The organism is Collinsella sp. AM34-10, from assembly GCF_003469185.1.
Lineage (GTDB): Bacteria > Actinomycetota > Coriobacteriia > Coriobacteriales > Coriobacteriaceae > Collinsella.
The window spans coordinates 67,054-82,837 of the sequence record NZ_QSIL01000001.1; the positions used below are offsets into that span (position 1 = coordinate 67,054).

At 62.0% G+C, this 15,784-nt stretch carries 9 protein-coding genes; 7 read left to right on the forward strand and 2 right to left on the reverse strand.

Annotated elements, in window-relative coordinates; all coding sequences use genetic code 11:
- Positions 1-6 precede the first annotated feature (6 nt).
- A complete protein-coding gene (locus DW823_RS00330) occupies positions 7-2,502 on the reverse strand; it encodes a U32 family peptidase (RefSeq protein WP_118079388.1) in 2,496 nt (831 codons plus the stop codon).
- A 288-nt stretch (positions 2,503-2,790) separates the two neighbouring features.
- On the opposite strand from DW823_RS00330, the gene DW823_RS00335 reads away from it, so the two are divergent.
- Positions 2,791-3,168 carry a RidA family protein gene (locus DW823_RS00335; protein ID WP_035137477.1) on the forward strand — a complete coding sequence of 126 codons (378 nt, stop codon included), beginning with the start codon at positions 2,791-2,793 and terminating at the stop codon, positions 3,166-3,168.
- A gap of 114 nt (positions 3,169-3,282) precedes the next feature.
- On the opposite strand, the gene DW823_RS00340 is transcribed toward DW823_RS00335, so the two are convergent.
- The gene (locus DW823_RS00340) at positions 3,283-3,939 is read right to left on the reverse strand and encodes a transcriptional regulator (RefSeq protein WP_233542940.1); all 657 of its coding nucleotides are present in this window, start codon (positions 3,937-3,939) and stop codon (positions 3,283-3,285) included.
- Between the two features lie 352 nt (positions 3,940-4,291).
- Here DW823_RS00340 and DW823_RS00345 point away from each other — a divergent pair, with 352 nt between their 5' ends.
- The 6 genes from DW823_RS00345 to DW823_RS00370 all read left to right on the forward strand — a co-directional run bounded on the left by DW823_RS00345 (position 4,292) and on the right by DW823_RS00370 (position 15,564).
- Positions 4,292-5,686, forward strand: a complete 1,395-nt coding sequence (locus tag DW823_RS00345) for a uracil-xanthine permease family protein (RefSeq protein ID WP_118079390.1) — start codon at positions 4,292-4,294, stop codon at positions 5,684-5,686.
- Positions 5,687-5,881: 195 nt separating this feature from the next.
- Entirely contained in the window at positions 5,882-7,237 is a 1,356-nt protein-coding gene (ssnA, locus tag DW823_RS00350; RefSeq protein WP_040359022.1) for a putative aminohydrolase SsnA, read from the forward strand.
- A 149-nt stretch (positions 7,238-7,386) separates the two neighbouring features.
- Entirely contained in the window at positions 7,387-10,386 is a 3,000-nt protein-coding gene (gene ygfK / locus DW823_RS00355) for a putative selenate reductase subunit YgfK (protein ID WP_118079392.1), read from the forward strand.
- Positions 10,387-10,397: 11 nt separating this feature from the next.
- A complete protein-coding gene (locus DW823_RS00360; protein ID WP_118079394.1) occupies positions 10,398-10,877 on the forward strand; it encodes a 4Fe-4S binding protein in 480 nt (159 codons plus the stop codon).
- 12 nt (positions 10,878-10,889) lie between these two features.
- Positions 10,890-13,667, forward strand: coding sequence for a selenium-dependent xanthine dehydrogenase (gene xdh / locus DW823_RS00365; protein WP_118079396.1), 2,778 nt, complete (start codon positions 10,890-10,892; stop codon positions 13,665-13,667).
- A 505-nt stretch (positions 13,668-14,172) separates the two neighbouring features.
- Complete coding sequence (locus DW823_RS00370) at positions 14,173-15,564, forward strand: ATP-binding protein (protein ID WP_118079398.1); 1,392 nt, start codon at positions 14,173-14,175, stop codon at positions 15,562-15,564.
- The last annotated feature ends 220 nt before the right edge of the window (positions 15,565-15,784 follow it).

Genomic DNA, 15,784 nt, shown 5'->3' on the forward strand with positions numbered 1-15,784 from the left:
TTTCGGTTAGCTAATTCCCACAAACATGCAGCCCGAGGTGGCGCCGCGCAGGCGGGCAGCGGGCTTGCGGCCGGCCTGCGCTGCTTCGACGGCACGACGGACGCGGGCGACGGCACGGCCCACCTCATCCGTCTCGAGCAACGTTCCGTCCACCATGAGACGACGCACGCCGGCATCGAGCAACTGCGGAACCTGCGGCGTGAGGTCGATGGGGTAGGCATCGTACAGGCGAGAGCGGCCGTGGATGTCGGTGCGGACGGGCATGACCTTTCCGTCGATATTCTTGAGCGAGAGCTTGCGGGCACGCAGGCGGCAGTTGGCACAATCGTGGATGCAGCCGTTGGCAACCTGCAGAATGCAATGCTCGCTTGTCATGACGCGCGGGCGGCCGAACACGGTGATGCCCAGGGCTGCGGGCGCGGAGGTGCCAAGCGAGATAATCTCGTCGAGCGTGATCTCGGGCGAGAGCCAAAACGCGCCGGCACCGCGCTCGGCGAGCGCCTCCATGCAGGGCGTATTGTGCACGGGCAGGCAAGAGCGGACCTCCGCCGTGGCACCAACCTGGGCGGCAAGGGCAAGCTCTGAGATGTTGCCAATAGCGACCGTGGCGCCGGCAACAACCCACGGGTCAATGCGCGCGTGGTCGACGGCGCGGCAGACCTCGTCGAGTATGGGTACGATGTCCTGCTCAAATGCATCGGTGGGGGAGAGCCCGGCCGCGTCGAGTACGTCGGTGGTCATGTAGATGCGCGTTGCGCCCTCCGCGCGGGCTGCCTCGGCGGCCTCGAGAGAGGTGACGGTGACGCAGACCTGCGGCTCATCGCGGTAATGCTCGGGCGCGGGACGGGAATCACTGGTTACAATCACCGGCAACTCGAGCGTCTTCGCACGCTCGTCATACGGTGCCAGAATGGCCTCCTCCAGCGCCTTGCAGGCGGCGGTGCGCACCTTGTGCACAGCGGAGAAGCTCATGCCGCAGCCCTCATCGAGTGCCACATCAAAGCTCGCGGCCTCAAAGGGCGAGGAGCCCATGCGGCCCACATGCTCTACCAGATCGGACGCCTCGACCGCGCGGGTCTTGGCGGCCTCGACGGTAAAGCCCGTGGCCGTGGCCGTAAGCGATGGGGCGTCGCAGCAGGTGAGCGTGACGACAAACGGTTCGCCCAAACGCGCCACAACGGTTACATCAACGGCACGGCGGCGCAGCACGTCGCGCTTGAGCGCGGCGCCGGCGGCGTCGATGGCGCGCTGGCTGCGGATGACGCGCACGCGGCAGCCCTCGGGCATGCTGCGGGGCACGCGGCACTCGATGATGTCACCGGCGGCGGCATCATCGGCGGCGATGGTGGTCAGGAATTGGTCAAACTCGTCGTCGTGGCGAAGTTCCAGCAAGTCGCCCTTGCCCACGGGTTCAAACAGCTCAATGCGGGCGATGGCAGCGCGGCGACGACGGTCGTCGGGTTTGAGCCCGCGTACGTCGCGGTTGGCCAGGCGGCTGCCCAGCACCGTGCCCACAATCTGGCCGCGGTTGTTGGAGCGCTCGTAACTCATCATCTCGTCACCCGAGGTACCGTCTTGGTAGGCGTGCGTAAAGTCACGGTTAAAGCAGCGCTTGAGCTGGCGCTGGCGGGCGGCTTCCTCGTCCTTATCTACGGCGACCCCGGCCAGCATATCATCGATCTGATGACGATACACATCGACGATAGAGTACACGTAATCGGGCGCCTTCATGCGGCCCTCGAGCTTGAGCGATGCGGCACCGGCGTCATACAGACGGCGAACAAGCTGTGAGGTGTTGGTGTCACGCGGGCATAGCGCGCGCTCGCGGCCGGCGGGGGAGAGCGCGCGACCGTTCTCGTCGATCAGCTCGTAGGGCAGGCGGCAGGGCTGGGCGCACATGCCACGGTTGGCCGATCGTCCCGCCATGGCAAAGCTCGAAAGCAGGCACAGGCCCGAGTAGCAAAAGCAGATGGCGCCGTGGCTAAAGACCTCGAGGTCCACATCGGGCGCGGCATCGTGAATGGCGGCAATCTCGTCGATGGAAAGCTCGCGCGAGAGGGTCACGCGGTCGGCGCCCTGCTCGCGGCACCAAAGGGTTCCGCGGCCATCATGGATGTTCGCCTGGGTCGAGATATGCGTCTCGATGCCGGGCATCGTGCGCTTGACCTCAAAGAACAGGCCCCAGTCCTGGATGATGAAGGCGTCGGCGCCCAACGTGGAGCAGCAATGGATGAGTTGCAACGCATCGCCCATCTCAGACTGCTTGATGACGATGTTGACCGTGACGTAGACGCGCGACCCGGCTAGATGTGCGGCGCGGCAGGCTTGCTCAAAGGCCTCGTCGGTAAAGTTGGTGGCCTTGCGGCGGGCGTTGAAGCTGCCCATGCCGCAGTAGATGGCGTCTGCCCCGGCAGCGAGCGCGGCGGCAAAGGGCTCCGGGCCTCCGGCGGGGGCTAAAAGCTCGGGTCTGCGGTTGGTGGTTCGACTGGCGGTTGCGGTCATATCCTGCCTTTCAAAATGCTCAGATACTCAAAAGTATAGTGGTGCCGTCGCGATGGACGATGCCCGCAGTCTAAGCAGGACAAAGTTTTCAGGTGGGTCGCCAGTCACGCCGCTCATCGGCCCGTACGCGCCGTTGGGCGATAAAATATTCTCGCAATGTGATAATAATCTTGCACTGCGCGGGAACCTTGAGTACTATCCCAATCAAGCGCGGCGTTCAGACCGAACTGTGCCTCCCGGTGTGAACGCCGCGCTCACGCTCTCTCAACTGATTGTAAGGAGAAAAACATGAGCAAGACCGTCGTGTCTTCCGATAACGCACCCGCAGCCATCGGCCCGTATTCCCCCGGCATCCAGACCGGCAACATGGTGTTCCTGTCCGGCCAGCTGGGCATCGACCCCGCAACCGGCAAGATGCCCGAGGGCGTCGAGGCCCAGGCTAAGCAGTCCCTTGCTAACGTCGAGGCCCTGCTGACCGCTGCCGGCGCCACTTTTGCCGATGTCGTCAAGACCACGGTCTACCTGGCCGATATCGCCGACTTCGCTGCCGTGAACGAGATCTACGCCTCCAAGTTCGAGGCTCCGTTCCCCGCGCGCAGCGCTTTCCAGGTTGCCGCTCTTCCGGCTGGCGGTCTGGTCGAGATCGAGGTCGTCGCCGCTCTCTAAGGCGTTGGCAACAACTAAACATGACATGCAAAAAGACCCTGCAGTTCGAGCTGCAGGGTCTTTTGTCAAGTGACGGATCGCCTGTGGAGTTACCAAGGGCAGTCTTTTTGCTCGCTAGCCTTCCTTGCGGACTTTTTGCAGGTAGCGGTAGACGCTGGGCTCCGAGATGCCCAGCGCGGCGGCGGCGCAGGCAACAGCGCCCTTGAGCATAAATACGCCGTTGCCGTTAAGGTGGCGAATAACGTCCACGCGATCGGCCTGCCCAAGCGAGGCGACATCCTGCCCGCGGCTTTCGAGCAACTCGGAAATACTGCGGTCGATGAGCTCCTGTGTAGACTCCGAAAGACTTTCGACCTCGATAGACGCGGGCTCCGCCTGCCTTGGCACAGCGTCAAAGCAGGCCATGAGCTGCTGGGCCATGGCGTTGATGGAGCGTACCGTGGAAAGGTCGGTGTTGACGCAGAGCATACCGACGATCTCGTTATCCTCGCGGATAAAGTACGTCGCTGACTCCAGCGTCTTGCCGCCGGCACCGCGCCCCTCGTAGCCCGTAATAAACGGCAGGTCGCGATACTTGGCGTCGTGCATGATCTTGAGTGCCAGATCGGTGGCGGGACCGCCGACCTTACGGCCGCTCACGATGCCGTTGCGAATATCGACGATGGCGTGGTCGGGATCCGAGAAATCGTGCAGCACGATTTCGCTGTTTTTGCCGAGTATCTGCTCCAGGAAATCGACCATCGGCAAAAAGCGACGTACGGTCTCGTTCACGGGCAACTCCTTTGGGTGAAATCGGAAATGTTCATAACAATTTTTTCTCATGGTAACACGGTGTCTATTGACTCGCATATTCGCAGGTACATTGCGTAATACGGACGAGCGGTAGGAATTTGGCGGTAAACGGTCGACCAAAATAAAAGTTAGATGTTATTTTGACCAGACACTTTCTTGACCTGCGGAAATGCATTGCCTCAGCTCAAGAATAGTCTGATAACAAAAAATTATTATTGAGAATGAGAATCATCTTTAATACGATATGCAACGAAGGCACAACCTCACCCCCGCACTGCGTCACAATAGAGCGTTAGATGCGAAAACAACTACTTCGAGGATTGGTGGTCAAATGGCCCAGGAGACGGTTACGAACGGCACTGAAGCCCTGTTCACTCGCGAAGGCATGCCGCCCGTTAAGGAAATGATCCCGTGTGCCCTTCAGCACGTACTGGCATCGTTTGCCGGCATTATTACCCCGGCGGTCATCATGGCCGGCGTCTACGGCTTTAATAGCCAGCAGAGCACCGACATCATTCAGGTTGCGCTTATTCTTTCGGCAATCGACACGGCCCTTCAGGCCTTCGCTCCCTTCCGTCGCATCGGCGGCGGCCTGCCCATCGTCATGGGCGTTTCGTTCGCGTTCCTGCCGGCCCTGCAGGCCATGGGCGCCTCGGGCTTTAGCTTTGGTGCGCTGCTGGGCGGCGAGATTGTCGGCGGTGCCGTCGCGGTCCTCTTTGGTTTGGCCTACAGCAAGATTAAGTGGCTGTTCCCGCCCGTCGTGACCGGTACGGTTATCTTCTCCATCGGCGTTTCGCTGTATCCCACGGCCGTCAAGTATATGGCTGGCGGCATGGGCACGCCGCTGTGGGGCACCCCGCAGGCCTGGTGTGTCGCTCTTATCACCTTCGCCGTGGTCTTTGCGCTCGCCAACTTTGGCAAGGGCACGCTCAAGCTGGGATCCGTGTTCTTTGGCATGATCGTTGGCATGATTGTCTCCATCCCCTTTGGCATGATCGACTTCTCCAGCGTTGCTACCGCTCAGGTCTTCGCCCTTCCCAAGCTCATGCCCTACGCGCTCGAGTTTGATCCCGAGGTCTGCATTACCCTCGCCGTCGTGTTCCCCATGGTTGCCATCCAGGTTATCGGTGACGTCTCCGCCGCCTGCCTGGGCTCTATCGACCGTATGCCCACCGAGCGCGAGCTCTCCGGCGCTATCGTGTCCCAGGGCCTCACCTCTATGGTCGGCGGCCTGCTGGGCGGTCTTCCCACCAGCGCCCTTGGCCAGAACGTGGGCATCATCTGCTCCAACAAGGTCGTCAACAAGTGGGTCTTTGTGATCATCGCGGCCGTCTTTGCCATCGCCGGTCTGTTCCCGCAGCTCTCTGCCGTTCTTTCCGCTATCCCGCAGCCCGTCATCGGCGGCGCGACCGTCGGCGTCTTTGGCACCATCACCATGAACGGCGTGCGCATGTTCACCCGCGAGGGCCTCACGCAGCGCACTACCACCATCGTTGGTACCTCCGTCGTCTTTGGCCTGGGTATCTGGATGGCCAGCGGTTGCCTTGCCGGTGAGGGTATGCCCACCTGGGTGCCCACCGTCATCGGCTCCAATGCTGTAACCCCCACCGCCATCATGGCCATTGTCCTTAACCTGATCCTTCCGCAGACGCCGGTCGTGGCTCAGCACATCGATGCTGCCAAGGACGCTGCCGTGGATCTGGTCTTGCCCGAGAGCAAGAAGTAACCAATTCGGTGCTATTTGTCGGCGGACGTATCGCCTCGTCCGCCGACGTCATGCGGCGCCAAGCCGCACTTCAAAGGGTTTGTCCCTTTGGTGAAGCGTTGACGGGAGAGGGCCCGTTTCCGGTGTAGGCCGGCGCTTCGCACTCCGCCATGTCAGAGGTGTCAAACCCCGCCTCTGATGTTGAAGGGAGCATCCATGCTTCTGGTCGCTAACGGTTCCGTCTTTACCCGCAACGCTCAGACCCCGTTCATTCCAAACGGTGCGGTCGCCATTGACGGAGATACGATCGTCGAAGTGGGCCCCGAGTGCGAGCTCAAGGCCAAGTACCCGGATGCCGAGTACGTCGACGCCCAGGGCAACCTCATCATGCCCGGACTCATCAACTGCCACACCCACATCTACTCGGGTCTGGCCCGCGGCCTTGCCATCAAGGGCTGCAACCCCACCAACTTCCTGGAGAATCTTGAGCAGCAGTGGTGGAAGATCGACGACAACCTGACGCTCGACGGCACCAAGGCCAGCGCCTATGCCACGATTCTTGACTCCATCCGCGATGGCGTCACCACGATCTTCGATCACCATGCGAGCTTCTGCGAGATCCCGGGAAGCCTCTTTACCATTAAGGATGCCGCGCAGGAGCTGGGCATGCGTTCGTGCCTGTGCTACGAGGTCTCCGATCGTCGCGGCCAGGAAAAATGCGACCAGGCCATTGCCGAGAACGCCGAGTTTGCCCAGTGGGCCGCCAAGGAGCGTCGCGATAACGATAACCACATGATCGCCGCCATGTTTGGCGGTCACGCCACCTTTACGCTGTCGGACGAGACCATGGACAAGATGGCCGAGGCCAACAACGGCCTGACCGGCTTCCACATCCATGTGTGCGAGGGCATGAACGACGTGTGGGACTCCCGCCTCAACCGCGGCGGCATCAGCCCCGTCGAGCGCCTACTGCAGCACAACCTGCTGGGTCCCGACACCATGCTCGGCCACTGCATCCACGTGACGCCTGCCGAGATGGATATCGTCAAGGAGTCCGGCACCTGGCTCGTCAACAACCCCGAATCCAATATGGGCAACGCCGTGGGCTGCGCCCCCGTGCTCGAGTTCTTCCGCCGCGGTATCCCCGTGTGCATGGGCACCGACGCCTACACCCACGATATGCTCGAGAGCCTCAAGGTCTTCCTGATCATTCAGCGCCACAACGCCGCCATGCCCAACGTGGGCTGGTGCGAGGCCATGACGATGCTGTTCGAGAACAACGCCAAGATGGCGAGCAAGTACTTCGATCGCAAACTCGGCGTGCTCGAGGCCGGCGCCGCCGCCGACGTCATCGTTATGGACTACAAGCCCTTTACGCCGCTGAGCGAGGAGAACATCGACGGCCACATGCTCTTTGGCATGATGGGCAAAAACTGCCGCACCACCATCATCAACGGTCGTGTCCTGTACAAGGATCGCGAGTTTGTCGGTATCGATGAGGACAAGATCAACGCGTGGACCATGGCCGAGTCCAAGAAGCTCTGGAGCACGCTCAACGATCGCGTGTACTAATCCAACTGGAGATTCGCGCGCGTCGGATGTTTCGCCGCATCCGGCGCGCGCATAGGCGGCCTCCGCGGGGTCGCCGGCGCTGTGCTAGCGCTACACCGTATTTGCGCCCGTCGCGCGGTCTCGCCGGGCGTTACAGAGAGGAGCTCATTATGAGCGACATTATGAGGCCGATCCCGTTTTCGCAGCTGATGAACTGGATCATCGAGGAGCACAAGACCCAGGACGCCATCTTTGGCGTGCGCAAGATGGTCACGACCAACCAGGAGGGCGCGCTTCCCATTTTTGACGAGCGCATCGAGACCCCGTTTGGCCCGGCCGCCGGTCCCAATACGCAGCTTGCCCAGAACATCGTGGCCTCCTACGTTGCCGGTTCCCGCTTCTTTGAGCTCAAGACCGTCCAGGTTATGGACGGCGAGGAGCTCTCCAAGTGTGTGAACAAACCCTGCATTGTGGCGCAGGACGAGTGCTACAACTGCGAGTGGTCGACCGAGCTCGAGGTTCCGCAGGCCTTTGCCGAGTACGTGAAGGCATGGTTTGCCTGCCACCTGATCGCTCGCGAGTACGGCCTGGGCAGCCCGGACGGCTTTGTCTTCAACATGTCCGTGGGTTATGACCTGGAGGGCATCAAGAGCCCCAAGGTCGACGCCTACATCGAGGGCATGAAGGATGCCAGCGGCTCCGAGGTTTGGAACGAGTGCCGCACGTGGGCGCTCGCTAACCTGGACAAGTTTGAGCATGTCGATGCCGCGTTTGTCGAGTCCATCCCGGCGCGCGTCTCCAACTCCATCACCGAGTCCACGCTGCATGGCTGCCCGCCGGCGGAGATCGAGCGCATCGCGACCTATCTGATCACCGAGAAGGGCCTCAACACCTACATCAAGTGCAACCCCACGCTGCTGGGCTATGAGTTTGCCCGTCAGCGTCTGAACGAGCTGGGCTTTGACTACATCGTCTTCGACGATACGCACTTCCGCGAGGACCTGCAGTGGACCGCCGCCGTGCCCATGTTCGAGCGCCTGATTGCCCTGTGCGCCGAGCGCGGCCTGGAGTTTGGCGTCAAGCTGACCAACACGTTCCCCGTCGACGTGACGAGGAACGAGCTGCCCTCCACCGAGATGTACATGTCGGGCCGTTCGCTGTTCTCGCTGACCATCGAGGCCGCCCGTCGCATTACCGAGCAGTTCGATGGCAAGCTGCGCATCAGCTACTCCGGCGGTGCCACGGTCTACAACATCCGCGCCCTGTACGATGCCGGCATTTGGCCCGTTACCCTGGCGACCGACGTGCTCAAGCCCGGCGGCTACGAGCGCTTTAGCCAGATGGCCGGCGAGTTCACCGACCTGGACGGCAAGCCGTTCGAGGGTATTTCGCTCGAGGCCGTGACCGCGATTCAGACCAACTCGCTCACCAACCCGCTCTACAAGAAGCCGCTGCGCCCGCTGCCCGACCGCAAGGTCGCCGGCAAGAGCCCGCTTTCCGACTGCTTTACCACGCCGTGCCGCACGAGCTGCCCCATCCAGCAGGATATTCCCGCCTACCTGGCGGCTGTTGACGAGGGCCGCTACGAGGATGCACTCAACATCATCATCGAGCGTAACGCCCTGCCGTTCATTACCGGCACCATCTGCCCGCATCCCTGCGGCCGTGCCTGCGAGCGTGCATTTTACGAGCCCGAAGGCGCCCAGATTCGCGCCAGCAAGCTCAAGGCCGCCCGCGAGGCCATGACTGCCGTGCTGCCCAAGCTGCGCGCCCAAGCGACCGCCAACGACGGCGAGCGCAACGTTGCCGTTATCGGCGGCGGCCCGGCCGGTCTGGCAACGGCGTTCTTCCTGACGCGTGCCGGCGTGCCTGTCACCATCTTTGAGGCCCGCGACTCGCTCGGCGGCGTGGTCCGTCACGTGATCCCCGAGTTCCGCATCTCGAGCGACGATATCTCCCACGATGCCGAGCTCTGCCTGGCCTTTGGCGCCAAGGTGCAGCTTAACGCCCGCGTGGAGTCCATTGACGAGCTCAAGGCCCAGGGCTTTACCGACGTGGTCGTGGCCACCGGTGCCTGGATGCCCGGCTCTGCGGGCTTGGGCGAGGGTGCCGAGCTCGACGTGCTGGAGTTCCTCGAGGCCGCCAAGAAGGGCGAGAAGCTCGAGCTGGGCGAGGACGTCGTGGTCATTGGCGCTGGCAACACCGCCATGGACGCCGCCCGCGTGGCCAAGCGCCTGGCTGGTGTGAAGAACGTGCGCCTGGTGTATCGCCGCACCAAGAAGCAGATGCCCGCCGACGAGGAAGAGCTCGATCTTGCTCTTGCCGACGGCGTTGAGTTTTGCGAGCTGCTGGCGCCCAAGGCACTCAACGGCGCCGTGCTGACCTGCGATGTTATGGAGCTTGGCGAGCCGGATGCAAGCGGCCGTCGCAGTCCTGTCGCCACGGGCGAGACCGTCGAGCTTCCCGCCACCACGGCGATCTGCGCCGTGGGCGAGAGCATCGACGCCAGCCTGTACGATGCCGCGGGCGTCGAGCACGACCGTCGCGGCCGCCTTGCCGCCACCTCCACCGGCGTCGAGGGCGTCTGGGCTGCGGGCGACTGTCGCCGCGGTCCTGCCACCGTGGTCGAGGCTATCGCCGATGCCGCCGAGGTCGCCCGTGCCATCGCCGGTGTGGACTTTAACAAGTACGCCGACCAGAATGCTCAGGCCGGTCGCGAGGACACCTGCTACGAGCGCAAGGGGTCGCTGTGCCGCGACAAGCGCAACTGCACCAAGACCCGCTGCCTGGGCTGCGGCTCGGTGTGCGAGGTCTGTTGCGACGTGTGCCCCAACCGCGCCAACGTTGCCATTAAGGTGCCGGGCCTGGACAAGCATCAGGTGGTACATGTCGACGGCATGTGCAACGAGTGCGGCAACTGCGCCGTGTTCTGCCCCTACCAGGAGGGTCGCCCCTACAAGGACAAGCTCACCCTGTTCTGGAGCGAGGAGGACATGGAGAACTCCGAGAACGAGGGCTTCCTGGCCGTGGACGAGGACCACTTTAAGGTCCGCGTCGCCGGCACGGTCCGCACCGTCTCGGTCGATGCCGTCAACACCGGCCTTCCCGAGGCCGTCCGCCTGACCATCAGGGCTGTGCGCGACAGCTATCCGTATCTTCTTAAGAAATAGGCGAGTCTCTTATGGCCAAATCCATTCAACATAACGTGGCCTACGTTGCCTGCGGAAGCGGTTGTGCCTCCGCAGGCGGCAACGCCCGCTGCAGCGAAGGCTGCATTGGCTGTGGCGCCTGCGTCACGGCCTGCCCCCACGGCGCCATTGCGCTGGTCGATGGCATCGCCCGCGTGGATCGCTCCAAGTGCACGGGCTGTGGCCTGTGCGGCATGGCGTGCCCGCAGCGCGTGATTGCCTTCGTTCCCGGCTACCAGAACATCCTGGTGCGCTGCAACAACACCGATAAGGGCGCCATCGCCCGCAAGATTTGCGACACGAGCTGCATCGGTTGCGGCATGTGCGCCAAAAAGTGCCCCGCCGGCGCTATCCGCATCGAGGACAACTGCGCCCATATCGATGGTACGGACTGCCTGTCGTGCGGCATGTGCGCCGTCGTCTGCCCGCATGGCGCCATTCACGACCGCACCGGCATCGCCGCCGGCGTGTAGAAGGGAATCACCATGGCACAGGAATTCACTTTTACCGTTAACGGCGTGGAGCGCACAACGACTCAGAACAAGCCGCTGCTGCGCTACCTGCGCGACGACCTGCACATCCATTCCGCCAAGGACGGCTGCTCCGAGGGCGCCTGCGGCACCTGCACCATCCATGTGGACGGCGCGGCCGTCAAGGCGTGCGTACTGACCACTGCTCTTGCCGCCGGTCGCAACATCGTGACCGTCGAGGGCCTGCCTCAGGACGTGCGCGAGGCCTTTGTGTACGCCTTTGGTGCCGTGGGCGCCGTGCAGTGCGGTTTTTGCATCCCCGGCATGGTCATGGCGGGTGCAGCGCTCATCGCCGAGGACCCCGAGCCCACCGAGGAGCAGATCAAGTACGCCATCCGCGGCAACGTCTGCCGCTGCACCGGCTACAAAAAGATTATCGAGGGCATTTCGCTGGCTGCTGCGGTGCTCCGCGGCGAAAAGCAGATTGACGAGGGCCTGGAGCGCGGCGACGACTACGGCGTGGGCAAGCGCGCCTTCCGTATCGACGTGCGCAAGAAGGTGCTCGGCGAGGGCAAGTATCCCGACGACATCGACGAGCTCGATCAGCCGGGCCTGACCTATGCCAGCGCCGTGCGCTCCAAGTATCCGCGCGCCCGCGTGCTCTCCATCGATACCTCCAAGGCCGAGGCCCTGCCCGGCGTGGTGGGGATCCTGCGCGCCGAGGACGTGCCGGTCAACCAGGTCGGCCACCTTATCCAGGACTGGGATGTCATGATCGCGGCGGGCGATATCACCCGCTGCGTGGGCGATGCCATCGTGCTGGTAGTTGCCGAGGACGAGGCGACGCTCGAGAAGGCCAAGAAGCTCGTAAAGATCGATTACGAGCCGCTGGAGCCCGTGCGCAACATTGTCGAGGCCAGGGCTGCCGACGCCCCGCGCCTGCACGACAGCTTCTTTGCCTTTGGCAACACGGTGGAGCTCAAGGACAACGTGTGCCAGAGCCGCCATGTGACGCGCGGCGACGCCGCCAAGGCGCTGGCCGAGAGCGCGTTTACCGTGACGCAGCGCTTTACCACGCCCTTTACCGAGCATGCCTTCTTGGAGCCCGAGTGCGCCGTGGCCTTCCCGTACAAGAACGGCGTCAAGGTGCAGTCGACCGACCAGGGCGCTTACGATACGCGCAAAGAGTGCGCCCATATGTTTGGCTGGGACAACGAGCCCGAGCGCGTGGTCGTCGAGACCATGCTCGTGGGTGGCGGCTTTGGCGGCAAGGAGGACGTGTCCATCCAGCACCTGGCCGCGCTCGCCGCATATAAGTTCCAGCGTCCTGTGAAGTGCAAGCTCACGCGTGCCGAGTCGCTCGCGTTCCATCCCAAGCGTCATGCCATGGACGGCACCTTTACGCTGGGTTGCGACGCAGAGGGCAACTTTACCGGCCTGGACTGCGAGATCAACTTTGATACCGGCGCCTACGCGTCGCTGTGCGGCCCGGTGCTCGAGCGCGCATGCACGCATGCCGTGGGCCCCTACAAGTACCAGAACACCGACATTCGCGGCTTTGGCTACTACACCAACAACCCGCCCGCCGGCGCGTACCGCGGCTTTGGCGTGTGCCAGTCCGAGTTTGCACTCGAGAGCCTGATCGACCTGCTGGCCGAGAAGGTCGGCCTGGATCCGTGGGAGATTCGCTACCGAAACGCCATCGAGCCGGGCGAGGTTTTGCCCAACGGCCAGATTGCCGATTGCTCCACGGCGCTTAAGGAGACGCTGCTCGAGGTCAAGGATGCCTACTACGCGCATCCCGGACACGCCGGTATCGCCTGCGCCATGAAGAACGCCGGCGTGGGCGTGGGCCTGCCCGATGCCGGCCGCTGCAAGATTCGCGTCGAGGACGGCGTGGCTGTGGTCTACGCCGCCACGTCCGACATCGGCCAGGGCTGCAACACCGTCTTTTTGCAGGACGTTGCCGAGGCGTGCGGTCTGCCGCTGAGCTGCATTGCCAACGGCGAGTGCTCCACCGAGAACGCTCCCGACTCCGGCACCACGTCTGGCTCGCGTCAGACGGTCGTGACCGGCGAGGCCGTGCGCGGTGCCGCTTTCCTGCTGCGCGACGCCATGGTTGGCATCGAGGCCGGCAAGTCTGCGCCCGATGCTCCCGTGAGTGCGCATGGCGACGGCGTCAAGATCGAGTACGACGACGGTCGCGCCTATCAGCTGCGCACGCAGGAGCTCGTCGCCGGCCAGGGCATGCATCCTCAGGACCCCGCCGCCGCCATTAAGGCGCTCGAGGGATGCGAGTTTGGCTACGTGTACCTGGAGCCGACCGACAAACTGGGTGCCGACGTTCCCAATCCCAAGAGCCACATCTGCTACGGCTTTGCCACGCATGTGGTCATTTTGGACGACGACGGCCGCGTGAGCGAGGTCTATGCCGCGCACGATTCCGGCAAGGTGGTCAACCCCATCTCCATCCAGGGTCAGATCGAAGGCGGCGTGCTCATGGGTATGGGCTATGCGCTTACCGAGGACTGGCCGCTCAAGGACTGCGTACCTCAGGCAAGGTACGGTACGCTCGGGTTGTTCCGTGCGCCCGAGATTCCGGATATCCACGCCATCTACGTGGAGAAGGACGAGCTACTGCCTGTGGCATATGGCGGCAAGGGCATCGGCGAGATCGCAACGATCCCCACGGCGCCCGCCGTGCAGAACGCATATCGTGCATTTGACGGCAAGCTGCGTCCCGATCTGCCCTTGGTGGATACGCCGTACAGCCGCGCCCGTCACCGCGGGTAGGGTAGAGCGCGGACGGCATTGCTGATGAGCTGTTCGCGCTGAGCATCAACTACATACGCTGCGCCTTTGGCCCCAGCTCCATCGCGAGCCGGGGCCTTTTGTTTGGAGCGGAAACTGCGTCTCAGAATCCGGCCCCGGAGTGGGATGCGCTTTCCGGAACAGCCTTCAAGCGGAAACTGCATCCCAGAATCGAGGCTCGGAATGGGATGCACTTTCCTTTTGAGCCTGTAGCAGAAAGTATGTCCCGGAATTTCGCTTCAGAGTGGGAAACAGTTTCCGCAAGAGGTCTCATCCGGAAAGTCTGTCCCGTTCTGGGCCTCGATTCTGGTCCCTGGTTTCCGCTAGGCATGCCATCCGGAAAGCGCGTTCCGTTTCGAGCACTCAATCTGGGACTTGCTTTCCGGAGGCGGTTGTTTGTGGCGCGATGCCAATTACGTTATAGCTAGCTATATTATAAGCAGCTATAATATAGCTAGCTATAACGTAGAAAATAGAAGGTGCGTTCATGTTTATCGGCAGAACAACGGAAATGGCCGAGCTCAATCGGCTCTACAGTTCGGATTCATTCGAAATGCCCGTAATCTACGGCCGCCGCCGCGTGGGCAAGACACGCCTCATCACGGAGTTCATTCAGGGCAAACGCGCTATTTACTTTCAAGCGCGTCGTACTAATGCGGAGGCGAATCTGCAGTACTTCAGCCAAGCGATGCTTGCCGGTCAGACGGGTGCGGTAAATGTATCGTTTCGAAGTTTTGACGAGGCGTTCGATGCGCTTGCCGCCATGTCGCACGGCAGCCGTTTGGTCGTTGTAATTGACGAGTACCCTTATCTGGCTCAGTCGTGCCCCGAGGTCAGCTCGCTGCTGCAGGAAAAGATCGACCACTTGTACAAAGAGACCAAGCTCATGCTTATCCTGTGCGGGTCGTCGCTTTCGTTTATGGAAGAGCAAGTGCTGGGCTACGAGAGTCCGCTCTACGGCAGGCGAACGGCGCAGTTCAAAATCATGCCGCTCGATTTTATGACGACGCTCGACTTGTGGCACAGCATGGATCGCGAGGATGCGGCAGTTTGCTATGGCATGACGGGCGGTATCCCCGCTTATGTCGAGAAGGTCGACCCGTCGGCATCGCTCAAAGACAACATCAAACGCCTGTTTCTCAACCCCTCGGGCTATCTCTTTGAAGAGCCGAGCAACTTGCTACTGCAAGAGTGCCGCAATCCCGAACAATACGATGCCATTGTGCAAGCAATTGCCCAAGGCCGCTCGAAGCTCTCAGAGATTGCCGGCGTCGCGGGGATTCCGGCGAGCAACGTCAAAATGTATGTTGACAAACTGATATCGCTCGGCATCGTCGAGCGCGAGTTGCCGCTCAACGAGACAAGCAATAAACGGGCCGTGTATCAACTTTGCGATCAGATGTTTAGGTTCTGGTACCGGTTTGTGCCGCAGAACATCGGATTGATTCAAAACGGCATGGCCGAGATGGCGTACGGACGCATCGAACCGCATTTGTCCGACTATATGGGCACGGTATTTGAGCTCATTTGCAAGCAGTATGTGTATGAACTTGCGCGCGCGGGCGAGCTCGATGTGGTTCCGGCAACGGTGAGCCGTTGGTGGGGAACGGACAATCGAACGCGCACGCAAGAAGAGATCGATTTGATTGTCGATGACGGGGAGGGCGCGGCGCTCTTTGCAGAATGCAAATGGCGCAACGAGCCGGTGGGCGAGGATGTTCTTGAAAAACTCGTATACCGAAGCGAGCTCTTTAGACGGCAGCGCAAAAGCTACGCGATCTTCTCGAAGCGTGGCTTTGCACAAGGGTGCCAGGAGGCTGCAGCGAGCAGGGGAGACGCCAAACTGATCTCGCTTGCCGAGATGTGCGATCGGGGATAACGAAGCGCGTCCTGATTTGATGCTGGGAATGGGATGCCGCTTTCCTTTTGCTTTCCCTGGCGGAAAGCGTGTGCCAGATTTCGCCCCCAGAGCGGGATGCCGTTTCCGGATCGGCCCTCAAGCGGAAACTACGACCCGGAATACCGGCTCAAACCGGGATGCGTTTTCCCAACGGCGCCTCTACCGGAAACTGTGTCCTGGAATCGACCCTCAGGGCGGG